The sequence below is a fragment of the Chryseobacterium sp. StRB126 genome, from assembly GCF_000829375.1.
Lineage (GTDB): Bacteria > Bacteroidota > Bacteroidia > Flavobacteriales > Weeksellaceae > Chryseobacterium.
The window spans coordinates 408,381-432,361 of the sequence record NZ_AP014624.1; the positions used below are offsets into that span (position 1 = coordinate 408,381).

General features: G+C 36.3%; 20 protein-coding genes. 6 read left to right on the top strand and 14 right to left on the bottom strand.

The features are described 5' to 3' along the window. Positions 1–172 precede the first annotated feature (172 nt). The 3 genes from CHSO_RS01820 to CHSO_RS01830 form a co-directional block, all read right to left on the bottom strand. Positions 173–694: a hypothetical protein gene (locus CHSO_RS01820; RefSeq protein WP_144428839.1), complete on the bottom strand. Its 522-nt coding sequence runs from the start codon at positions 692–694 to the stop codon at positions 173–175. A 128-nt stretch (positions 695–822) separates the two neighbouring features. Continuing rightward, on the bottom strand, positions 823–1,290 hold the full coding sequence (locus CHSO_RS01825) for a hypothetical protein (RefSeq protein ID WP_045491716.1): 468 nt from the start codon (positions 1,288–1,290) through the stop codon (positions 823–825). A 212-nt stretch (positions 1,291–1,502) separates the two neighbouring features. Continuing rightward, entirely contained in the window at positions 1,503–3,194 is a 1,692-nt protein-coding gene (locus tag CHSO_RS01830; protein ID WP_045491718.1) for a DUF6909 family protein, read from the bottom strand. A 305-nt stretch (positions 3,195–3,499) separates the two neighbouring features. On the opposite strand from CHSO_RS01830, the gene CHSO_RS01835 reads away from it, so the two are divergent. Both CHSO_RS01835 and CHSO_RS01840 read left to right on the top strand, forming a co-directional pair. Further along, the gene (locus tag CHSO_RS01835) at positions 3,500–5,695 is read left to right on the top strand and encodes a glutamine synthetase III (protein ID WP_045491721.1); all 2,196 of its coding nucleotides are present in this window, start codon (positions 3,500–3,502) and stop codon (positions 5,693–5,695) included. Positions 5,696–6,202: 507 nt separating this feature from the next. Then, complete coding sequence (locus tag CHSO_RS01840) at positions 6,203–6,913, top strand: C40 family peptidase (protein ID WP_045491724.1); 711 nt, start codon at positions 6,203–6,205, stop codon at positions 6,911–6,913. 211 nt (positions 6,914–7,124) lie between these two features. On the opposite strand, the gene CHSO_RS01845 is transcribed toward CHSO_RS01840, so the two are convergent. The 6 genes from CHSO_RS01845 to CHSO_RS01870 form a co-directional block, all read right to left on the bottom strand. Continuing rightward, positions 7,125–7,706: a pentapeptide repeat-containing protein gene (locus CHSO_RS01845; protein ID WP_045491727.1), complete on the bottom strand. Its 582-nt coding sequence runs from the start codon at positions 7,704–7,706 to the stop codon at positions 7,125–7,127. Positions 7,707–7,788: 82 nt separating this feature from the next. Continuing rightward, positions 7,789–9,018: a rod shape-determining protein RodA gene (gene rodA, locus CHSO_RS01850; protein ID WP_045491730.1), complete on the bottom strand. Its 1,230-nt coding sequence runs from the start codon at positions 9,016–9,018 to the stop codon at positions 7,789–7,791. Further along, a complete protein-coding gene (locus tag CHSO_RS01855; protein WP_045491733.1) occupies positions 9,015–11,063 on the bottom strand; it encodes a peptidoglycan D,D-transpeptidase FtsI family protein in 2,049 nt (682 codons plus the stop codon). The genes rodA and CHSO_RS01855 overlap by 4 nt, the downstream gene beginning before the upstream one ends. Then, positions 11,060–11,566, bottom strand: a complete 507-nt coding sequence (locus tag CHSO_RS01860; protein ID WP_045491736.1) for a hypothetical protein — start codon at positions 11,564–11,566, stop codon at positions 11,060–11,062. The genes CHSO_RS01855 and CHSO_RS01860 overlap by 4 nt, the downstream gene beginning before the upstream one ends. Continuing rightward, on the bottom strand, positions 11,559–12,413 hold the full coding sequence (gene mreC, locus CHSO_RS01865; protein ID WP_045491738.1) for a rod shape-determining protein MreC: 855 nt from the start codon (positions 12,411–12,413) through the stop codon (positions 11,559–11,561). The genes CHSO_RS01860 and mreC overlap by 8 nt, the downstream gene beginning before the upstream one ends. A 28-nt stretch (positions 12,414–12,441) precedes the next feature. Next, positions 12,442–13,467: a rod shape-determining protein gene (locus tag CHSO_RS01870; protein WP_045491741.1), complete on the bottom strand. Its 1,026-nt coding sequence runs from the start codon at positions 13,465–13,467 to the stop codon at positions 12,442–12,444. Between the two features lie 351 nt (positions 13,468–13,818). On the opposite strand from CHSO_RS01870, the gene hemA reads away from it, so the two are divergent. The 4 genes from hemA to hemE all read left to right on the top strand — a co-directional run bounded on the left by hemA (position 13,819) and on the right by hemE (position 17,814). Beyond that, positions 13,819–15,093: a glutamyl-tRNA reductase gene (hemA, locus tag CHSO_RS01875; protein WP_045491744.1), complete on the top strand. Its 1,275-nt coding sequence runs from the start codon at positions 13,819–13,821 to the stop codon at positions 15,091–15,093. Further along, positions 15,080–15,988 (top strand): hydroxymethylbilane synthase, encoded by a 909-nt coding sequence (gene hemC, locus CHSO_RS01880; RefSeq protein WP_045491747.1) that lies wholly within the window; start codon positions 15,080–15,082, stop codon positions 15,986–15,988. Before hemA ends, hemC begins: the two co-directional genes overlap by 14 nt. 64 nt (positions 15,989–16,052) lie before the next feature. Next, positions 16,053–16,736: a uroporphyrinogen-III synthase gene (locus CHSO_RS01885; RefSeq protein WP_045491750.1), complete on the top strand. Its 684-nt coding sequence runs from the start codon at positions 16,053–16,055 to the stop codon at positions 16,734–16,736. A 46-nt stretch (positions 16,737–16,782) separates the two neighbouring features. After that, a complete protein-coding gene (gene hemE / locus CHSO_RS01890) occupies positions 16,783–17,814 on the top strand; it encodes a uroporphyrinogen decarboxylase (protein ID WP_045491753.1) in 1,032 nt (343 codons plus the stop codon). 95 nt (positions 17,815–17,909) lie between these two features. Here the strand turns inward: hemE and CHSO_RS01895 are convergent, their stop codons facing one another. From CHSO_RS01895 to CHSO_RS01915, 5 genes are all read right to left on the bottom strand, one after another. Beyond that, a complete protein-coding gene (locus CHSO_RS01895; RefSeq protein WP_045491755.1) occupies positions 17,910–19,130 on the bottom strand; it encodes an aminotransferase class V-fold PLP-dependent enzyme in 1,221 nt (406 codons plus the stop codon). Positions 19,131–19,390: 260 nt separating this feature from the next. Further along, on the bottom strand, positions 19,391–20,032 hold the full coding sequence (locus CHSO_RS01900) for a 50S ribosomal protein L25/general stress protein Ctc (protein WP_045491758.1): 642 nt from the start codon (positions 20,030–20,032) through the stop codon (positions 19,391–19,393). Positions 20,033–20,087: 55 nt separating this feature from the next. After that, positions 20,088–21,026: a ribose-phosphate pyrophosphokinase gene (locus tag CHSO_RS01905; RefSeq protein WP_045491761.1), complete on the bottom strand. Its 939-nt coding sequence runs from the start codon at positions 21,024–21,026 to the stop codon at positions 20,088–20,090. 85 nt (positions 21,027–21,111) lie between these two features. Further along, positions 21,112–22,668 (bottom strand): lipase, encoded by a 1,557-nt coding sequence (locus CHSO_RS01910; RefSeq protein WP_045491764.1) that lies wholly within the window; start codon positions 22,666–22,668, stop codon positions 21,112–21,114. A gap of 11 nt (positions 22,669–22,679) precedes the next feature. Then, positions 22,680–23,921, bottom strand: a complete 1,242-nt coding sequence (locus tag CHSO_RS01915; RefSeq protein ID WP_045491767.1) for an OmpP1/FadL family transporter — start codon at positions 23,919–23,921, stop codon at positions 22,680–22,682. Positions 23,922–23,981: the final 60 nt, after the last annotated feature.

Below are 23,981 nucleotides of genomic sequence, written 5' to 3' on the forward strand. Positions count from 1 at the left end.
TTTTCTAAAGGTAGGTAATTTAAACAAAACCCTCAAATATGGAGTTATAACAAGGTTTTGTTCTGTTTTTATATCGTTTTAGATGAATATAATTCTGAAGGGTTAAAAGAGTATAAAATTATTTTTTGGCTGTGGATTACAAAAATTTTCACAGATCTTGAGTCACACTTTCTTAATCTCTTTCAAACTCTTTTCCTACTGAACTTAAATCGTCAAATAGCTTGTGCGAGAACATATTAATCAATATTTTCCCAGCCGGTTTTTTATACCCTTTAAAATTTTCGATCTCAGTCTTTCCTGTTTGTATATTGTAATAATCATTGGTCACCGTGTAGTTTCCGGTAAGAAGATTATAAGTTTTATAACAATGCCCGCCTGGAGTTCGGTAACTATAATCATACCCTATGAGCTGTATCTCTTTACCCTTTTGATTAAATCTTAATTTTAAACCATGTCCATACACTCCGGTTCCTTCCTGGTATACTAAAAAATCCAGTACATCATTTTTATATCGTAATGGGATAACAAAAACACCATTGAACAGATCAAAATCAATACTGAAGATTTTATTTTTTGAAGAAAGATAGATGATTAAATATTTTTTAGCAGAATGCAGTTCATATTCTGATTGGTAGATAACCGTTATAACATCATCTTTTTTATCTTTATCAAAATCTACAACCATCCTTTTCATTTCTTTCCCATTAGAAGGACTTTCAGTAAACTCTGAAAACCCTTTGGGAATTTTGAATTGGGAAAAACAGCAGCAGGGCAATATTAATATAAGAAGAAAATATAGTTTTATCATTTGTATTGAAAGTCTTAATTTTTCAACAGTTTTTTTATCAATCTAATCTGCCCCAAATGATAATAGGCATGCTCTATCATCCCGTCAATATTTCTCTGATAGGTTCCATATTTTTCATCTACAAATACCTCGTTGAGTTTCGAATCCGGCATCTTTTCTAATAATTCTGCAAACTTTTCAGAATCTGACCATAGCTTGTTCAACAACGTTTCCCATTGTTCCTGAGACCCAATAGGTGCTAGATCAAAACTGTATTTGTCTTTTATTTCCAGTGTTCCGCCTTCAAAAACAGGAATAATTCCGGCAATATAATAATCAATATGAAAAGTGAGCAAGGCAATGGTATTTAAAGAACCCACCCTGGTTATCGCCTGTTCCCAGGTTACATCAGAAAGCTGATCTTTAAAATTGGTATTGGCAATCCAAAGACCCTCAAGAAGAACTTCTCTGAACCTTTTAGCTAATTGTGATACTGAACTCATAATCGATATGTTTTTCTAAAGATAAAAAATTAAAGCATTGATTTTTAAGCTCTCACGGATTTTGCAGATAATGCAGATCTTTGGGAACCCTGAAGAGCCTTGTCAAGGTTTAAAACCTTGACAAGGCTCATTTAAATACCTCCCTATGTTTAAAAACAATAAGCCTCAAGTGTTTTTACACTTGAGGCTTATATTATCATTAGAAATCAAAATTATTTCTTAGCAGAAATCTCTTTCTTTCCGCTTCTTAATATCTTTTCAAGGATTCTTAAAGTAATCAGATATGTTGGTTTTACTCCTGTAAGACCTAAACCACCTGAGGACAGAGTACTTCCTGTTTCCAAAGGATTATCCGATGCGTAATACGCATAACAAACGAACAGATCCGGTGAAATATGATGTCTGATCTTAGAGGCTACCTGAATGGCTTTCTGATAGTGAGCACCTTCCATTTCAAGACCAATCGCTTTCCATGAAGTATTCATAAAGTACGAAAGGATATCTTTATTCTGAAGAGAAGTTCCTAAAACCGTAATCATTGGACCTTCAAAAGCTTTCAGTTCATTATCTTTAAAATCATCAAGCTTCAATGCATTTTCAAAAGGATAGTTATCAGCAGTTCCTTCAAAAATGTGAGAAGTGGGGATCATAATATCTCCTTTTGCTCCGGTAAGTATTCCCGCTTTCCCCATAATGGAAACAGATCTTACATGCATCATGTATACTTCTCCGTTATGTTCGTAAGGTTTCAGCAATTCATCCATTACTTCAAAAGCCTGTTCTCCGAAAGCATAATCAAATACCATCACCACATCATCGCCTGAAAATTTAATATCTGCAAATGGAGTATTTTTCAGATTCATTTTACTAAGGTCAATGATCTGTACATCAATATTACTTCCGCTTTTATCAGTAATATGGATCATCCCTTCATCCATGGCAAATTTTAATACCTTGTCACGAAGCTCTTTTTTATTGGAAATCTCTTCGTACAGTTTATAATCCACCTCATTGTTGTGCTTCTTTTTAAGAGCATCATTTGCATACAGCATATTTTTCACAGAGTGCATGTTGGCAGAAATGATATGCAACGGACGAGTATGAAGATTGTTTTCAAATAAAACTTCTTTCACTTTATTAGCCCATTTCTCACCAAAATAGTGGTGCCCTACTCTTTCCTTTAATATCGCGCTGAAATGAATTTCTCTTTCTCTTGATCCTTTTGCATCTTCAAGACTTACTTTTCCCAAGTTATAGATGATTTTAAATAAACGGTCAGGATTATCATCATCTCCAAAAGTATTATAAGCTCTTAAGGTTTCATCAAAAGATCTTCCTATTAAAGAAGAAAGGTGGATTAAAGCCACTTCTTTTTCTTTTCTGCTGAATTTCTTTTCACCCTTCACTACTTCTTCAATAATTTTGAAGGCACGTATCGGTTTCCAGTTTTCATCCTGAATGAATGCCAGGTTACGGATTTTATCAGCTTCTATAAATAGGAATGTAAGGTGGGTAAGAATGTCATAAATTTCGGAACGGCCCAAAAGAACCTCAATATTCATCTGGTGTTCGTCTATTCTATAACAGTTTCTTCTTCTTTTCTTTGGAACAATAGGTTCGAAACTTCCTTTATCAAACCCTTCATCAGATGTAAGATGAATAAAAGCACATTCTTCAATCCCTTCCGGAAGCCTGTCTAGTACATACATTAAACCATCAAGTTCCAATTTGTTCGGGATATTCATGGTACCATAAATTTCCGGATTGATGGTTTTCAACAAGCTTCTGATACTTTCTCCTGAAACACCTCCTGGTTTGAAAAATCCTCTATAAAATAAGTGTCTCATAGAAATGTATAATCTTTCAATAGCCTCCGTTGTTTCTCTTGCTCTAGAATTTGTCATAAAATAAATTTCACACAAATATACAAAATCTTTGTGCATTTTATTTTAACTATCTTTTAATAAGTAGCTTAAATCCGCATAGGATTGCAGGATGTTTCATGTAAAATGCATTTATGGTCTGAATCCTTTAAAAACACCCATGAATATTACATTTTAATCCTTACAAAAACAAACACCCCTATTCAAAACACACCAAACAACTGTTTAATTTATACAAAATCCACAAACACCCCTAAAAATTTTAGGGTCAAATAATTTTCTATTCATTTTTTTTGTAAATTTGCCCTATCAAAATTCACCCAAATATGTCAACCTTAAGATTCAAAGCATTAGAAACCCTTCCATTTAAGGATTTCAGAAAAGACAACAATATCGAAGTCCCTGCGAAATTATCAGAACTATTCTGTCAAAATGTTTTCTCTGAAGAAACAATGAGAGAATATTTAACGAAAGAAGCATTCCAGTCTATTATGGATGCGGTAAAAAAAGGGACTAAAATCCAGAGACACATTGCAGATCAGGTTGCCGTAGCAATGAAAGACTGGGCAATGAGCAAAGGAGTAACTCACTATACTCACTGGTTTCAGCCTTTGACGGGTACAACTGCAGAAAAGCACGATTCTTTCTTCACCCCCATCGAAGGAGGTAGAGCTATCGAAAGATTCAGCGGTAACTTATTGATTCAGCAGGAACCTGATGCATCTTCTTTCCCGAATGGAGGAATTAGAAATACTTTCGAAGCTAGAGGTTATACAGCTTGGGACCCTACTTCTCCTGCATTTATTATGGGAACAACATTATGTATCCCCTCCATCTTCATTTCTTATACCGGAGAGACGTTGGATTATAAAGCTCCTTTATTAAGAGCTTTGAATGCTGTGGATGAGGCCGCAACCAATGTAATGCAGTATTTTGATAAAAATGTAACTAAGGTAACTCCTACTTTAGGTTGGGAGCAAGAATATTTCCTTGTTGATTCGGCGCTATACCAATCACGTCCGGATCTTGTATTAACAGGAAAAACATTATTAGGACACTCTCCTGCAAAAGGACAGCAATTAGACGACCACTACTTCGGTTCTATCCCAACAAGGGTAATGAACTTCATGAAAGAGTTGGAAATTGAATGTATGAAGTTAGGAATTCCTGCAACAACAAGACACAACGAGGTTGCGCCAAACCAATTCGAGCTGGCTCCAATGTTTGAAGAAGTAAACGTTGCTGTAGATCATAACTCTTTATTGATGGATATCATGGCAAGAGTAGCTCACAAGCACCACTTCCACATCTTATTCCACGAAAAACCATTCGCTGGAGTAAACGGAAGTGGAAAACACAACAACTGGTCTTTAGCTACTGACACTGGTGAAAACCTTTTAAGCCCGGGAAAAAACCCTAAGAAAAACTTACAGTTCTTAACATTCTTCGTGAATACGATTAAAGCTGTTCATGAATATGCAGACCTTTTAAGAGCAAGTATTGCTTCAGCAAGCAACGATCACAGATTAGGGGCCAACGAAGCTCCGCCGGCAATTATCTCCGTATTTATCGGAAGTCAGTTGTTCAGTGTTTTAGAAGAGCTTGAAAAAGTAACCAGCGGAAAACTATCTCCGGAAGAAAAAACAGAACTAAAATTAAATGTAGTTGGAAAAATCCCTGAAATTTTACTGGACAATACAGATAGAAACAGAACTTCTCCATTTGCATTTACAGGAAATAAATTTGAAATCAGAGCGGTAGGATCATCAGCAAACTGTGCAGAATCTATGACGGTAATGAACACGATTGCAGCAAAACAATTAGGTGATTTCAAAAAAGAAGTAGATGCTTTAATCGAAACAGGACTGAAGAAAGACGAAGCTATTTTCAATGTATTAAGAGAATACATCAAGCAGTGTAAAAACATTATGTTTGAAGGTGACGGATATTCTGATGACTGGGCTAAAGAAGCTAAGAAAAGAGGATTAAACAATCTGAAAACCACTCCAGAAGCTCTTAAACAAGAAATGGATAAAAAATTCCTTGATCTTTATGAGGAAATGGGAATCTTTAATCACAGAGAGGTGGAAGCAAGAAACGAAATCAAATTAGAGAAATACTCTACCGTTATTGATATTGAAGCAAGAGTGTTAAGTGATATCGCAAGAAACCACATTATTCCTTCCGCTTTAAATTATCAGAACCGATTAATTGAGAACGTTAGAGGCCTTAAGGATATCTTCGGAGAGAAAGAGTTTAAACCGTTGGCAAAAGAACAAATGAGCCTAATCACCAGTATTTCTGAAAATGTTTCTAAAATCAAGCTGGGTGTTGAAGATCTTATCAAAGCCAGAGAAGCGGCCAAAAGCATATCAGACAGCCAAAAGCAGGCAGAAACATACTGCAACAAAGTAAAACCTTTATTTGACGGTATCAGAGAAGCTTCTGATAACCTTGAAATGATGGTAGACGATGAGCTTTGGCCGATGACAAAATACAGAGAGATGTTATTTACAAAATAACTCTGTAAAGTTCCATATTAGTTCAAATTCCTCAGTTTTTCTGAGGAATTTTTTATTACCCAGCCTCTGCATAACAGATTCTCTTTGTTGAGATCTTATAATCTCTTCACTGAAACATTTTTTTCAAATCTGGTTTTATATGGAAAAGAGACATAAGATTTAAAGCCACCTATAAAACATTCACAAAAGCCCCATCAATAAAGAATTTTAAAGAAATTTATTTTGTTTTTTTAACAACCATAAAAATTAGAGTTTTAAAATACAAAACGTGATTTATAGAAGAAAATCGATAGATTTTGTTAAAGAATCTTAATAAAAAAAACCGCAGGCTTGCCAAAAAGAGGCAGTTGCGGTTTATTTTTCTTTAACATATGCAAACAATATGTTAAATAGTGTTAAAATAAGATCCTGACAATTATCATATCAGGGGTCTTTTGCTCGGAATCTCTACTTTTGTATTGCTTTTGAAAATAAATATTCCATTTTAACACGGTTAATCAAATATATATGAAGAAAAGAGTTTTGTTTTATTTAGTCGCTTTAGTTACTACAGTATCATTGCAATCGTGTGCTACCAATTATGTAGTGTCAAAACCAGCAACTTACAGTAAAGAATACAAAACAGATGCCAAACTAGCTTCTATTGATAACAAAAAAATGGAGCAGGATAAGCAGAAATTAATCGACTCTTTTCTTGCTGAAAAGGCTGCCTCTATAGCAAACGCTAAAAAAACTGTTAAGAATTCTGAGATTGCAAAAGCAATCAAACACAATAAAACCATTGACGGTATACTTGAAGAAGCTGAAACATACCTTGGAACTCCTTACAGATATGGAGGAACGACAAGAAGAGGTATTGATTGTTCAGCTTTCGTTCTTTCTGTTTTCGGGGCTGCAGCAGGTCTTACTTTACCAAGAGTAGCGGCTTCTCAGGCTCAGGAGGGTGAAAGAGTTGAAAAAGGAGAATTACAAAAAGGAGACCTAATCTTCTTTTCTCATGGAAGAAGAATTTCTCACGTAGGTATTGTAGAAAGTGTTACTGAAGAAGGAGAGATTAAATTTATTCACGCAGCAACATCTAAAGGAGTAATGGTTTCTTCTCTGAATGATTCTTATTGGGGACCTAAATTCAGATTCGCAAAAAGAGTTATCAATGCAGAAGGAGAAGCTTACAACAATCTAGCTTCTACTACTCAAGCTACCCCAGCAAATTTTTAATTTTATAAATAATTGATTTAAATAATGAAGCCATCAGAATTCTGATGGCTTTTTTATGTATCATACTTTCTTATTAAGTTTTGGCTAAAGCCAATGGAATAGATTCATATAAAAAAGCAGGCTAAAGCCCGCTCCTATTGAATTTTATTATTGATAATAGTAAGGCTCTTTTATAAAGAAGCCTTGATGTCTTAGCATCAACTCCTAAAACCTAGCTATTTCTGTCTATTTCAATATCTAACTTATACAACAGCCCATACACTTCCGAAAGCGAAAATTTGGCCTTTTTAAGCCTATTTAAAGCAGGATCTATAGAATAGTTAACAGAAGTTCTCAAATCTGCCTTTTCAAGATTAGTGGTCTCAAAAACAGCTCCTGAAAGATCACAGTTATTAAAGATAGCACCAGAAAGGTCACATTCTGCAAAATCCACCTCAATCAGTTTAGAGTTCTTAAAAACAGTTTTCTTTATGGAGGTCTTGTAGAAAACAGAATTATTGAGTACACAGCCATCAAACTTAAAAGAAAGTCCAAAGGCATTACAATCATTAAAAGGCAGCCCAAGCATTTTACACTCTTTGAAAGAAGTATCTCGAAAGGCAGTTGAAACAAGCTTTGCCATGCTGAGGTTGCACCCTATAAATTCACAGTCTGTAAAACTAAAACCGGATAGGTTTCCATATTCAAAACTGCAATTCTTAAAAGTACAATTCTCATACTCACCTTTTTCCAATGTGAATTGTATAAAATCTGTATTTTCAAAATTTTGATCTAAAATATAAGTGTCTTTCATTAATAGTAGTGATTTATAGTTATAACAATAGCGTCCACAAATTTTGCAGATCTAAAAGTAAGACAAATCGTTTGGGAAATAGCTATACTAAGCTGTTCTTATCTGAATAATTAAGTTTAAAGAAAATAAAAGTCATCATGGAAAATGCCAGCAAAGAACTTCCTCCATAACTGAAATACGGAAGCGGAATACCTACCGTCGGGAAAAGCCCCATAACCATCCCCAAATTGATGGAAAAGTGCATCAAAAGGATCGAAGCAAAACAATATCCAAATACGCGGTTAAAAGTAGACTTCTGTCGTTCTGCTAAGTAATAGATTCGTCCGATGTATACCATATAGCATAAAATAAGGATAGCGCTTCCCAGAAATCCCCATTCTTCTCCTACCGTACAGAAAATATAATCGGTTTCCTGTTCCGGAACGAACTTCCCCTGGGTAACTGATCCTTCACGGTATCCTTTTCCTAAGAGACCTCCGGATCCGATTGCTGTTTTGGAATATAATAAGTTGTATCCTGAAGTATCTCTAAATGCCTTTTCACCTTTATAAAGAACCTCAATTCTCTCTCTCTGGTGTTTGGGTAATTTTTCTAAAATATAAGGAGAACCAAATGCTAGTCCGCATAATAAAAGAATAGATCCGGAAATTCCAGAAATTGAAATCACGTCCCATGACATTCTATGATAATTCATCGCAATCAAAACACCAGCGATGATTAAAATAGCTCCTGCTACATATATTGGCGGAATGGCTAGAGCTACTAAAAAAACAGCAGCGAAAATGAAACCTACTCCAAACAACATTCCACTTAATCCTTCTCTGTATAATGCAATAAAGAATGCAATAAACACCAACATGGAGCCTACATCCGGAATAGCCAGTACGACAGCGGCCGGGACTCCAATGATTCCCAAAGCTGTAAATAAAGATTTTCTATTTTTAAGATTAAAATCAGGTCCTGAAACATAGTTGGCCAACATTAACGCCGTCCCAATTTTTGCGAATTCTACAGGCTGCATGGTAAAACTTCCAAACTTATACCAGTTCTTCTGCCCCAAGATTTCTTTTCCAAAAGGGAAAAGTCCTATCAACAGGAGTACTCCACCTATATAAATAATACCTGCCATATTTTCGAAGAACTTACTTCTCCCCACAAATATGATAAGCCCTACAAATACAGAGATACAGAAAAACATCAACTGTTTTTCTCCCAGCTTCTGGTCAACACTGTAAATATTAGCAATAGCAAAAATGCAAAGCATGAAGTACAGCCCTAGACCAAGTTTATCTATTCCTTCTGTCCATTTCATTGCTTCACAGTTTTTTTAGCAGTGTTATTACTTTTAGCCTTCTCTTCTTCTATTTTCTTTTGGAGCTTGGCTTTTTGTTGCTTAATAAGATCCAGACTATCCTTTATTCTTTTTTGTTTAATTGAATCAGGTTTAGGGTCTTTATAAAGCCCTTTACGTTTCAAATCTGCAATCCATTGCCTTTTGTATTCCGGCATGAAACTCGAGGTAATCATTTTCTTATACAAATTCTCCCTCTTCAAATCACCGGTAATATATTTTTCCGCAATCACTGTACAAGCTGGTCCTGCCCAAGTAGCTCCGAATCCTGCATGCTCCATTACTGCAACTACAACAATTTTAGGCTTATCAGCAGGAGCAATCAATACAAAGATAGAATTATCCTTTCCTTGTGGAACCTGTGCCGTACCTGTTTTAGCTAACTGGGTAAAATCATTGGATTTCAATCCTCTTGCTGTTCCTCTCAAAACTACAGCTTCCATCCCTTTTAGAACAGGTTCAAAATGTTTTGGATCTACTAAAGTTTTATGCTTAACCTTAAATCTTGGATCAGGATTTGGTTTTCCGTCAATTGCTTTTACGATATGAGGAGTGTAATACCATCCTTTATTTGCGATAGCAGCTACATAATTGGCCAGCTGAATAGGAGTTACCAACACATCTCCCTGTCCCATTCCGTTATAAATAGCACCCGTTGACATTTCATCCCAGTTTTTAAAATCTGTTCTCTGGGATCCGCTTGCTTTCATGATGGCTTTAAATCTTTTTTCATAAAAATCTCCGGAAGGTATTCTTCCTTTCGCACCCACTGCAAAGTCATTATTTAAAAACTCTCCAACTCCAAAGCTGCTCATGATCTTTTTCCATTCATCAACACCTTTTGAAGGATTTCCAGGATATTTTTTAATGATGGCAATAAATGCATACGTAAAGAAACAGTTACTGGAAACCTGAATGGAAGGAATCAGCGGATCTGCTCCACCGTGCCCTTTAATTCTTTTTCCTTTATAGAAAAATCCACCTCCACAAGGGAAGATCGTCTTTTCATCCATTACTCCCATTTGCATTGCAGCCAAGGCCGTTAATAATTTGAAAGTGGAACCCGGAGGATATCCTGCCTGTAAAGAACGGTCAAAAGTAGGTTTATTTTCATAAAGCGTATCTTTTGACAAAGCATATAAGTTTTTAGATTTATAAGGTCCGGTGAAAAGGTTCGGATCGATATCAGGTCCGGTTGCAGCCACTAATACTTCGCCGTTATTAGGATCTATCGCAACCACTGCACCGTGTTTGTTGACAAGCATTTCTTCAGCCGTTCTCTGAAGATCATAATCAATAGTCAGGGTAATATCTTTACCGGTCACTACGTCTTTATCCAACGTTCCATTTTTATAAGAGCCGATATTTCGAAGCCTGATATCTTTTTGGATGTACTTCATTCCTTTTACCCCGCGAAGTTCCTTTTCATAAGACTTTTCCACTCCTGTTTTTCCGATAAAATCTCCCGGTAAATAGTAAATAGAATCTTTTTTAATCTCTTTTTCATTTACTTCACTGGTATATCCTAACAGGTTTCCGGAAGTAGAAACTTCGTATTGACGCTGAGGTCTCTGTACAATATTAAAAGCCGGATATTTAAAAATAATCTCCTGTACTCTGGCAATATCTTCTCTGCTAAGATCCTTTAAAAAGGTCATAGGAGTCAGCTTAGAATAATATTTTTCTTTTTTAATAAAATTGATTTTGTTGATGAAATCCGCTTTAGAAATCTTCATAAGGCTACAAAAGCCCAATGTATCAAAATCAGGTTTCATCAAACCTTGCGTAAAGGAAATTTCATAAGCAGGCTGGTTTCCTACCATGATCTTACCGTTTCGGTCAAAAATAACCCCACGCTGAGGAATTACATATTCAATTTTAATGGAAGTATTGGCTGCATTCAGTGCATAACGGTCTGTAAACAGCTGTAAATATGCAAGCCTCGCCACAAAAATAAGGGCGATTACAATAAGAATGGAAAAAATTTTTAAATAACGTGTGTTCAAACTTTTTGTTTGATTTTAAATATTAATGCGTAGATAACGATAAATATAAATGAAATTACACTAGTCACCAAAACATTAAATAATATTTCAAAAAACCTACTAAACTTAAAGAACTCAATATATTGTACTAAAAGCTGATGCAGGAAGATACTTGAAAATAAAAACAGCAAAAACTGCGCCCATTGCAAGGACTGAAAAGAGAAAAAGTCTGTAGACGTATCTGTAGACGTTCTGAATATCAACGTTCTGAAATAAGCAATCAACGTTGTTGCAAAGGCATTAATCCCCCATGAATAGAGGAAACCATCAATAGACAATCCTATTAAAAAGCTTAATGCCAGAAATTGAAATCTGTTTCTGAAAAAAGGATAGAACATAACAAATACAGGATATAATACCGGAGTATACTTCCCGAAAATGGTAATCCTGTTCAATACAAAAATCTGTAATGCAACAAGAAAAATCATGATTAATATATCGGTAAATAAAGTCCTGCTAATCATTTTCTTTTTTTATTACAGCCTGCATCGTGTCCTGGATTTTCTGCACTTCGGCTTTTTTCAGGTTTTTCACGACATACACTTTATTCAATGCACCCATTTTTTCACTCAGCTCCACGGAAATATCCCAGAAACCGGTTTTGTTATCTACTGAGTATCCGGCAATGGTTCCAATCATCACCCCTTTCGGAAAGATGGCTGATTTGCCGTCTGTAACAACGGTATCTCCTACTTTTAAAGCAACATATTTAGGAATATCTGCAAGGTGCATTACCCTGGAGTTATCTCCGTTCCACGTTAAGGTTCCAAAATATCCGGAATTTTTTAGTGCCGCATTAATTCTGATCTTATTGACACTCAATACTGACTGAACCAATGCATAACTGTCTGTAGAATTGATAACAATCCCCGCAATACCTCTAGGCGCCATTACCCCCATCTGAGGGAAAACTCCGTCTCTACGGCCACGGTTGATTGTAAAATAGTTATTTCTTCTGTTGATACTATTGAAAACAATTTCTCCATCAACAAAAGTATAGATTTGACCACCTCCAATGGTATCATGTACTCTTTTGAAAACAGGGTTTTTAGTTCCATCTTTTCCATAGAGCTCTGTCATAAGAGCTTTATTCTGAACGACAAGATCTTCATTAATCTGTTTTAGCTTCAGGTAAGAAACCCCTTCATCGATATACCCGGAAATCCATGAGTTTAACGCAGCCGTTTGACCTGCAACCCAGGATCTCTGCATGGCATTTCTAGAGAATATCAGAACCAGAGCAATAATTTGCAGGAATATAAAGAAGACAAAAAGTGTGTTCTTCGAAAATAATCTCAGCAAAAATCCCATTCAGATATATAGTCGTAAAAAGTTAAAATTATTTAATTAAGAAATTGAATTTATCCATATTCTTAAGGGCAATACCAGTTCCACGAACTACAGCTCTCAACGGATCTTCTGCAACAAATACAGGAAGACCTGTCTTTTTGTGGATTCTGTCCGCAAGACCTCTTAACAACGCTCCTCCTCCGGCAAGATAAATACCCGTTTTATAAATATCAGCAGCCAATTCCGGTGGCGTAAGGGAAAGCGTTTCCATTACAGCATCTTCAATTCTGATGATAGACTTGTCTAATGCACGGGCAATTTCCTTATACCCAACCATAATTTCTTTAGGCTTACCTGTAATAAGGTCTCTACCTTGCACCGGGATATCCTCGATATCTACATCAAGATCTTCTACGGCAGAACCTACTTCAATTTTAATTCTTTCAGCAGTTCTTTCTCCGATATAAAGATTATGGTGAGTTCTTAAGTAATACGCAATATCATTGGTAAATACATCTCCTGCAATCTTTACAGATTTATCACATACGATACCTCCTAAAGCTACTACAGCAATTTCAGTAGTACCTCCACCTATATCAATAATCATGTTCCCTTCAGGCTTCTGTACGTCAATCCCAACTCCTATAGCAGCTGCCATTGGTTCGTAGATCAATCTTACCTCTTTTGCGTTTACTTTCTGAGCAGAATCTCTTACCGCCCTTTTTTCAACTTCAGTAATACCAGAAGGAATACAGATTACAATTCTTAATGCAGGCTGTATGAATTTACCTTTGATTCCGGGAATTTTTTTAATGAACTCCTTAATCATGTGTTCAGAAGCGTGGAAGTCTGCAATAACCCCATCTTTCAAAGGACGGATCGTCTTGATATCCTCGTGAGTTTTGCCTTGCATATGCTTCGCCTGTTCACCTACAGCAATGGGTTTACCCGTAGAGCGTTCAATTGCAACAATTGACGGTTGATCTATAACAATTTTATTATTATGGATGATAAGGGTATTGGCTGTTCCCAGGTCTATCGCAATTTCTTGCGTAAACATATCAAATAAACTCATATTTTTCTTCTGATTTTAAGTTTACAAAGATATAAATTTAACACCACTAAAGAAATTTCATCACAACTTAATTTGGTTAAAATTTTATTAAAATTTATAATTCTTTATTAACTTTCTGTTTAGATAATTACAGAGTTTGATTTCAACTAAAATTAACCGGGGAATTTGGACCATAAAAACATAAAGAAAAGCAGAAAATAAATGGATTTGTAAAATTTTCTCTAACAACCTTAGTTTTGAGCATTCTCTTTATTTGTACGATTTACTTCCACTCTATAGTTTTTTACGATAATTATCATATATACTATCAGAGGATGATTAATTAAAAAAAGCGTAAATTTGCGACTGCTTATGTTACAGTATTCCAACATCCATCAAACATCGAATTTTGCCGTGCTTTCTATAAGCTACGAAAAGGCCGATGTAGAAACGAGAGGAAAGTTTGCATTCTTTGATGAAAACATCAAAAACTTTGTTTCCCGCGTCCATCAGGAAGACCTTGGGGATGCATTTGTGGTTTCCACATGTAACAGGACCGAGATCTACACTACTTCGTCTAATTATCTTTTAGTAGCAGAAGAGTATTGCAAAACCATCGGAGTAAACCTTACAGATTTTCTTCAGTTTGCTAATATACTGACTAAAGAAGAGGCATTAATACATCTTTTCAGAGTAGCTGCCGGTCTTGAAAGCCAGATTATCGGAGATTTTGAGATTATCGGTCAGATCAAAAAAGCATACAGCCGCTTTAAAAAGGAAAGACAGAATTCTAATCCCTATCTTGAGAGAGCCATTAATGCTGCTATTCAGATTTCCAAAAGGATAAAGAACGAAACCGGAATATCCAATGGAGCCGCTTCTGTTTCTTATGCGGCCGTTCATTATATCCTAAACAGCCAAAAGAAAATTACCGAAAAGAACATTCTTCTTCTTGGAGTAGGTGAGATTGGACAGAATACAGTGGAAAACCTGGTAAAACATGTTTATCAGCCGAAAATTAAAATCGCCAACAGAACTCAGGAGAAAGCTGAAAAGATTTCCCAGAAATATAATATTCCTCACGTTGATTATTCTGATGTTGACAAGGAATTAAGAAACACGGATATTCTTATAGTGGCTACTGGGGCAAAACATCCAATCATCAACCAGTCTCATTTCCCGAACGGAAAAGAAACATTGGTGATTGACCTTTCTATCCCTCACAACGTTGAAAAGAATGTTACAGAAAATAAAAATGTAACCTTAATTGATGTTGATGAGCTTTCAAAACAGATCCAGGAAACAATTCAACAGAGGGAAAAAGAAATTCCTAAAGCTGAAAAGATCATTAAGGAGCTGATGAAAGATTTTATTGAGTGGGAGAAAAAAAGAAAACTAGCACCAAACATTCATCATTTCAAAGCTGTTTTAAAGAACATGGAACGCAATGAAATGCATAACTTTTATAAGAAAAATAAATATATAGACATCACGGACATGGAACTTTCTGACAAGATGATCCAGAAAATTACCAACCGTTTTGCAAAATATATCATCGATAACCCTTTAAAAGCCGAAGAAATTAGTAAATTAATGCACGAAATATTAGTTGAACAACCAAACAACGAATTCAATGAAAAGCATTAGAATCGGAACAAGAAATTCCGCACTTGCACTTTGGCAGGCTAGAGAGGTTGCGAGGCACCTACAGAACAACAATTATTTAACGGAAATCGTTCCTATCGTTTCTTCTGGCGATAAGAACCTTAATCAGCCTTTATATTCATTAGGAATCACCGGGGTTTTCACAAGAGACCTTGATGTAGCCTTATTGAATGATGAGATTGATATTGCTGTTCACTCTTTAAAGGATGTCCCTACCCTGTTACCTCAGAATATTGAGATGATAGCCTATCTGGAAAGAGACTATCCACAGGACATTTTGATCAGAAAAAAATCTGCTAAAAACAAAGAACTTCACGAGCTAAAGCTTGCTACAAGCAGCTTGAGAAGAAGAGCTTTCTGGTTAAGACATTTCCCAAATACTGAGTTTTCAGATATCCGTGGAAATATCCAGACCCGTCTTCAAAAACTTGAAGATGGAGACTTCGACGCGACCATTTTATCTTTGGCCGGGATCAAAAGAATGAAAATGGAAATTGATTATGAAATGCTTCCGGTAATGATTTCTGCCCCATCTCAGGGCGTTATTGCTGTTGCAGGACATTCCCACAAACCGGAGATCAATGAAATACTAAGACAAATCAATCACCAGCCAACCCAGGTCTGTGTAGAGATTGAAAGAAACTTCCTAAGTACTTTAGAAGGTGGATGTACAGCACCTATTGGAGCTTTTGCAGAAATTATTGAGGATCAGATCCGCTTTACAGCAGCACTTTGCTCACTGGACGGTAAAAACTGCATTGCGATTGACGAGAACTTCAAGTATAATTCTACAGAAGATTTTGGAGAAAAATTTGCAAAAGTAGTGCTGGAAAATGGTGGAAAAGAATTGATGACAGAAATCAAAAGCCAAATCTAAGATTATTCTATCTTTAGATTTCAGATTCTTTTTTAACTCCTTTTTTATCTTCCAACCCATAAACATGAAAATCTTATTTACCAAAAATATAGACCTATCAACAATATCCAAAGAACTAGGAGAGGATATTTCGGTTGACTGTGTTGAGGTAATTAAGACCAAACCTATTTTGATCAGCCCGTTTGATCTGAAAAATTATTCTTTGATTTTCACCAGCGTAAATGGAGTAGCTTCTTTTTTTAAAAACAGATTTAAGCCTAATGAGAATTTCACGGCTAAAAACTACAACAAGATCTACTGTGTAGGTGAAAAAACTAAGAAAGCATTGAGGAAACATGGCTTTGGAACCTTTAAGGTATTAAGGAATGCTGATGCACTTTCAAGATTTATTATAGGACACTGCCAACACGAACAGTTTCTCCACTTCTGCGGCAATCTTGCCATTAATGTACTGGACAAGGAACTTCCTCTTCAAAATATTAAGTATAAAAAGATTACGATCTACAATACCGAGGAAATCAATCCTTTAATTCCTGAAAAATATCATGCTGCAGTATTTTTTAGTCCAAGCGGAGTTCGTAGTTTTGCAAAGCAAAATTCCCTAGAAGATATGAAGCTGTTTTCGATTGGAGAAACTACATCCGGGGAATTAAGAAATTATACTCACAAGAACATTTTTACGTCTGAAGAAAACACGCTGAGCTCTATATTTGAGCTGATAAGACAGGAAATTGTGAGCAAACTTTAGAATATCTGTTACCGGATTTAGACGGTGATATTAGTTTAAATAGATTATGATAAAAAACGACCTATATTTAAAAGCACTTCGCGGAGAAACCGTTGAAAGACCTCCTGTCTGGATGATGAGGCAGGCTGGAAGATATCTGCCGGAATTCATTGCTTTAAGAGACCAATATGATTTCTTTACAAGATGTCAGACCCCTGAACTTGCTGCTGAAATTACCTTACAGCCTATCCGCAGATTTCCTCTAGACGCTGCGATCCTGTTTTCTGATATTTTGGTAGTTCCTCAGGCTATGGGAATTGATTTCAAAATGAAAGAATCTGTTGGTCCTTGGTTGGATACTCCGATCAGAACAATGGAACAGGTTCAGAATATTGTAACTCCGGATGTGAACGATACTTTAGGATACGTTTTTGATGCTATTGAATTAACGCTACAGAAATTAGATAATGATATTCCATTGATCGGCTTTGCTGGTTCTCCATGGACAATTCTTTGCTACTGTGTGGAGGGAAAAGGAAGTAAAGCTTTTGATATTGCTAAGTCTTTCTGCTTCCAGCAGCCTGAAGCAGCTCATTTATTACTTCAAAAGATTACTGATACTACGATTGCTTACCTTAAGAGAAAAGTAGAAAAAGGGGTTTCCGCTGTACAGATTTTTGATTCATGGGGTGGAATGCTTTCACCAACGGATTACCAGGAATTCTCTTGGCAGTATATCAATCAGATTGTTGAGGCATTAAGCCCACTTACCCATGTGGTAGTATTCGGGAAAGGATGCTGGTTTGCATTGGAAGATATGACCATGTCTAAAGCTTCTGCTCTTGGTGTCGACTGGACTATTAAGCCGGAATTCGCAAGAACACTGACTAACCACACCATGACCTTACAAGGAAACTTTGACCCTGCAAGATTGCATTCAACTCCTGAAACCATCAAGAAAATGGTAAATGAAATGATTAACCGTTTCGGAAAGGATAGATATATTGCAAACCTTGGACACGGAATTCTGCCCAATGTTCCTGTTGAAAATGCTGAGGCATTCATCAGAGCAGTTGTTGACTGGAAACCTAATCTTTAAAAACAAAATTAACTTTCACCCTGAAAGTTTAAGATAATAATAAAGCCCTATCATTACCGACAGGGCTTTTTATATTTTATTTATTTGCTTAATTACTAGCTCAGCATTCTTTGTGCTTTTTTAACTCCTTCAACCAGAATATCAATTTCTTCAAAGGTATTATATACTGCAAAACTTGCTCTTACCGTTCCTGCAATATTAAAGAAGTTCATAATTGGCTGTGTACAATGGTGTCCTGTTCTTACAGCAACCCCCATTTTATCCAGGATCATCCCTACATCAGAGGAAATCCCTACTCCTTCCAGATTAAAAGAAACCACCCCTGTTCTCTTAGCTTTCTCACCATATACTTTCAGGCCTTCAATTTCTAAAAGATGCCTTTGAGCATATTCCAACAAAGCATTTTCATGGTTTTGAATGTTTTCATGTCCCACGCTATTCATAAAATCAACCGCCGCTCCTAAAGCAATATTTCCGCCTACATTGGGTGTCCCAGCTTCATATTTAAACGGAAGTCCCGCATATGTTGTTCCATCAAAAGAACATGTTGCAATCATCTCTCCTCCTCCATGGAATGGTGGTAAAGCTTCCAGTATCTCACGTTTTCCGTACAGAATCCCAGTTCCCATCGGAGCATACATTTTATGTCCGGAGAACACAAAGAAATCACAATCCAGTTTCTGAACATCAACATTGAAATGGGGAGCAGACTGCGCTCCATCAATAACAACATAAGCATCCGAATTTTTTCTTGTTTTTGCAATGATCTCTTCAATAGGATTTACAATTCCCAATGCATTAGAAACCTGGTTTACAGAAACTACTTTTGTTTTTTCACTAAGAAACTGATCAAGATAATCCAATTGAAGGATCCCGTTTTCATCGATAGGAATTACACGAAGCTTCGCTCCGGTTCTTTCACAAAGTAATTGCCACGGAACAATATTGGAATGGTGCTCCAGATAAGAAATAATGATCTCATCGTCTTTTTGTAATTTTTGTGTTAGAATATAAGAGATGAGATTCAACCCTTCTGTTGTTCCTTTGGTAAAAATAACTTCGAAATCATGTTCTGCATTAATAAATTTTTGGATCTTTCTTCTGGAAAGCTCCATTTCTTCTGTTGCTAGTTGACTTAATGTATGAATCCCTCTGTGAACGTTGGCATTAAGTTCCGTATAATATGCGTGACAGACGTCCAAAACCGAATTTGGCTTTTGAGATGTAGCTGCATTATCCAAGTAAACCAATGGCTTACCATTCACTTCTCTGTCCAATATAGAAAACTGGCTTCTTATTTCCTGAATGTCAAACATTTATTTATTTTTTAAAATTAAAACGTTCTTATTTAGAACTCTTCAAATTTACGGCTTTTTTTTCGAAAGGAAGCATGGAGATACGAGCTGATACTTGTCAGTTAATAGAAATATTCAATAAGGAATAACGAAGGAAGCTGATGAAGCAAGGAAAATTAAGAGAGAAAAACTAAAATTACTTATAGCCTTTCCTAATAATAACATCAATAAAAAACCCGTCAAAAAAATGACGGGTCTTATATTGTTTAAATAAGTAATTCTTATTCTGCTGCAGTTTCTTCTGCTGGAGCTGCTCCTTCTTCAGTTGCAACTTCTTCTTCATCTTCATCATCCATTGCAGCTGCACCTCCTTTCATTGCATTTCTAGACATCTTAACAGCAACTACTACTGCATTGTCTGGGTGCATGAAAGAATATCCTTCAGTTTTGATACCACCGATGTAAAGTTTGTTACCAATTCTTAATGGAGTAACATCTACAACGATTTCGTCTGGTAGGTTAGCAGGGATAGCCTTTACTTTTAACTTTCTGAAAGACTGACGTAAAACACCACCAGCAACAACACCTTTAGAACGTCCTGTAATTCTTACTGGAACTTCCATAACCACTGGCTTATCGTCAGATAGTTGGTAGAAGTCAATGTGAAGAATTTTGTCAGTAATTGGGTGGAACTGAATATCTTGAAGAACTGCTGGAATTGTTTTTCCGTCAACTTCAATAGATACCGTGTGTGCTTCAGGAGTGTATACTAATCCTTTGAAAGCTTTCTCTTCAGCAGAGAAGTTTAAAGGCGCCTCACCTCCATAAACAACACAAGGAACTAATTCAGCATCACGTAAAGCTTTTGTAGACTTTTTGCCCACGCTTTCTCTTTTTGTACCTTGAATTGTAATAGATTTCATTTATAAAAATTTAAAAAATTGTTGTCATTTTAATTTGCAAACTATTTAAAATCAATTAAATAACAAACTTGCTACTGATTGATTTGTGCTCATGAACCATCGTCATAACGTCCGCAAATAATGGGGCGCAAGATAGCACTTTTATTTTAGATGACAAATTATTTTTAACAGGAATTGAGTCAGTTACAATAACTTCCAAAAGTTTTGAGTTCTCAATATTCTCATAAGCTTTACCCGAAAGCACTCCGTGAGTTGCCATCGCTCTTACTGTTTTTGCTCCTTTCTCTATAAGGATATCAGCTGCTTTACAAAGTGTTCCTGCAGTATCAATCATATCATCAATAAGAATTACGTTCTTACCTGTAACATCTCCAATAAGGAACATTTCTTCTACAACATTTGCTTTCTTTCTTTCCTTATAAGCAATTACTACTTCTGCACCCAGGTGACCAGCGTAATTTTTTGCTCTTTTTGCACCTCCCATATCCGGAGAAGCAATCGTAAGATTATCAAGATGCAAAGACTTAATGTAATCAACGAAAATTGAAGAAGCATAAAGATGATCTACCGGAATTTCGAAGAATCCTTGAATCTGATCTGCGTGAAGATCCATTGTCATTACTCTTGTTGCACCCGCTGCAGTAAGAAGGTTTGCAACTAACTTAGCACCGATCGGCGCTCTTGGTTTGTCTTTTCTGTCCTGTCTGGCAAGTCCGAAGTAAGGAATTACAACGGTAATGCTCTTTGCAGAAGCTCTTTTCGCTGCATCAATCATTAGAAGAAGTTCTAAAAGATTGTCTGCAGGCGGGAATGTAGATCCGATTAGGAAAACCCTTCCTCCTCTTACAGATTCGTCCAAAACAGGCTCAAATTCCCCGTCACTGAACTCCTGAAAGTTGATTTTTCCTAATTCTTTCCCATAACTCTGGGCAATTTTCTCTGCCAAGTCCCTGCTGGTTCTTGTACAAAATAGATAACTTAACTGATCGGCCATTTTTACTTTTTAAAAGATTTTGCAAATTTAAAAAAAAACCACAAGATTTACTCCTGTGGTTTCTAAGTTTTTATTTAATCAATAATTATGGTAGTGTAACTCCCGAGTATTTATTAGGATCTACAAGAGGTAATGACGAATTATAAGTTGCATTAATTGCAGTAATAAATTCATTAGCAATAACACCATATCCTCTACCTGTCAAATGCACTCCATCTAATGAAAATGCACCTCCAGATACAAATTTAGCGGTGTATTTTACACCATCCCATGAAATACCAGAATCTCCAGCTAACTGCTTAAGTTTAGCATTAGCATCTACAAAAGCATATCCTTTTGCAGTGGCTGCTGCCTTAATAGTTACGTTATAAGCATCAATAGCATCATTGATTTCCTTAACCTCAGACGGAATCAGAACATATTTATCTGCAAACGGATAAGCTACTCCTCTAGCACCAAGAGATGCAGGAATAGGTGCAGGAAGTGTCTCAAGTGTGCCAATGGCCGCCTTTGTTGTTAAAGGAATAAGATCTCCGGACTTCGCCTGTCTTGCCTGCCCATAAGTAGCACCAAGGTAAGCAGAAAGCATCACTAAAGTTGGATTTCCAGAACCAGCTGCTGCTGCAGTAATTTGCGCGCCTAAATTTGGAATACTTTCGTCTTTAATCAACAATGGATTAGCTGCTGTTTTAGAAAGAGGTTTAATTCTGTCTCCAGCTCCTAATGCTGTTAAAATCTGGCTTAATGGCCCATATACATTTTTATTTAAATCATCAATTGCAGCCTCTCCAGCAGCAACATTCCCTTTTCCTAAAACAGCTGCTGTCAAAGGATTTGTTGGTATTGTTGTTAAAGAAGGAATAGATGTTACACTTGGAATATTAGCAATAACTCCTTTCGCTTTTGTCGCTTCAATTTTAGAAATCAACATATCATAATATGTTTTAAACTGAGCGGGAGGCGTTAAAGTTTCAATAGAATTGTCCGCACCTGCTAAAGCATATAGTAAAGCATCGTTATTCCCAATCCACAATGAGAAGAATGTAGGATTTTGGCTGGCAAAATCTTCTATTACAGAAGCATTAGGTGACGAAGCAAATCTAACAAAATAAGGATTTGCAGTTTTTCCTGCTATTCCTGCGATATCACCATATTTTGGAGCTAACAAATGAGCTACCTTTGCTCCAGGAACCCCCATATTATTAAAGGGCCCCTTAAGAATATTACTAACTAAATTTGCCGCCTTATTATTATTAATTGGACCAATATCAGGTGCTCCATCAACAAAACCTTTTATATAAAGTTTTGTATCCTGAATCTGAGCTGTAGCACCCCCTCCTATAGGCAGAAGTAATCCTCCGTTGTTATCCCCCATTAAAGGTTGCTTAAACTCTCCTCCTCCTACAAGTTTCATTTGCCCTGCCAACATTGAAGGATAAGATTCATTTTGTCCATCTATATAAAGAGCTCCATCTCTATATCCGGAAGTCAGTGAATTTCCTAAAGCAACATACTTTGAGAAATCAGCACTTCCTTTTGACACTTGTATATCTTTTACATCAGTATCAAAATCCGTTTTACAGCTTGTTACGGTAAAAAGAAGCGCAGAAACTGCTACTGTCGATATTATAATTTTTTTCATAGTCTTTTAAATTAAAAAGGATTATAAGATAAACCTAGACCAAAATAGAATGCTCTTGCTTTTGCTTGTCCGTAAAATCCAAGATTAGCATTATTTACATTTCTATATTGAGGCATTGCATATCCTCCTGCAATGTCAACTCCAAACTGCTTCAGTTTAAATCCTACCCCACCAGTAATTACATAAGTATCAAAAGAAGGTGTTTCCGGAATAAAGTTCTCATTAGTATAAGGAGACTCATCATAATATGCTCCTAAACGTCCGTAGATCATATTAGTGAATGCATATTGAGTACCCAGTCTGAAAGTTTTAGAATTTCTGAAATTCTTAGGATTTACAAGAACCGTAGGATCTGATGGATTATTGGTTGCAAGTGGTGCATTGTCGAAATCCAACACCAGCTTGCTATATCTTTCCCATCCGTGATAGTTAAAGTCTGCAGAAACCTGCCACTTCGGCGTTACTTTATAGGTAAGACCAATTGTATATTCTTCAACTAATGGAAGGGTAGCAGAGAATCCATCCTGACCTGCAGCATTTAATTTTAATAATGAATAAGGTGTTTGAGTTGGGAACTTAAATGTAGCTGTTCCATTTTTAGCCTTCATATCAATTGCTGAACGATAAGCAATACTCACATCCAATTTTGGATCAGGTCTGAAATAAAAACCGAACCCATATCCGTGTCCGCTTGCTTTTTCATCATTGATATTAACCGTTCCATTAAATTGTGTTACCGCTTTATCCCAGTCTACCTTTCCTCTTGCGTAGATATAACTTGCCCCGAAAGCCAACCAAGGAGCTAACTTCACAGAAACCATCGGTTGGAAGTAATAACTTTTCAACTCCATTTTCTGCACCATCTCCTTACCTTCCCAGTTTTCCGGCCATTTAACCGTACTTCCGAAAGGGGTTGAAAAACTGAAACCTACGGATAGTTTTTCTATTGGTTTATAAGTAATCGCAGCATAGATAGGGGTTCCCAAAGGGTTATCCGTTTCTGTACTCTGCAAAGTATTTAAGTTTTGAAAAGTAACTTTATTACTTGCACCAAACCCTCCTGCTACTACACTCAGCTTGGAAGGAATAAATGACATACCTGCCGGGTTGAAGAATGTCACACTGGCATCTTCGGCATGAGCACTAGTATGCGCCATTGCCAATTGCTTTACCCCTTGCAAAGAAACTCTGAAGCCCCCCGCATAGGATAAAACGCCCGCCAATAAAGCAGTTGATACTAATATTTTTTTCATAGACTATTATTATATAACCCAAATATAAAATTATTTTGAATACCCCTGTTAATATTTCAT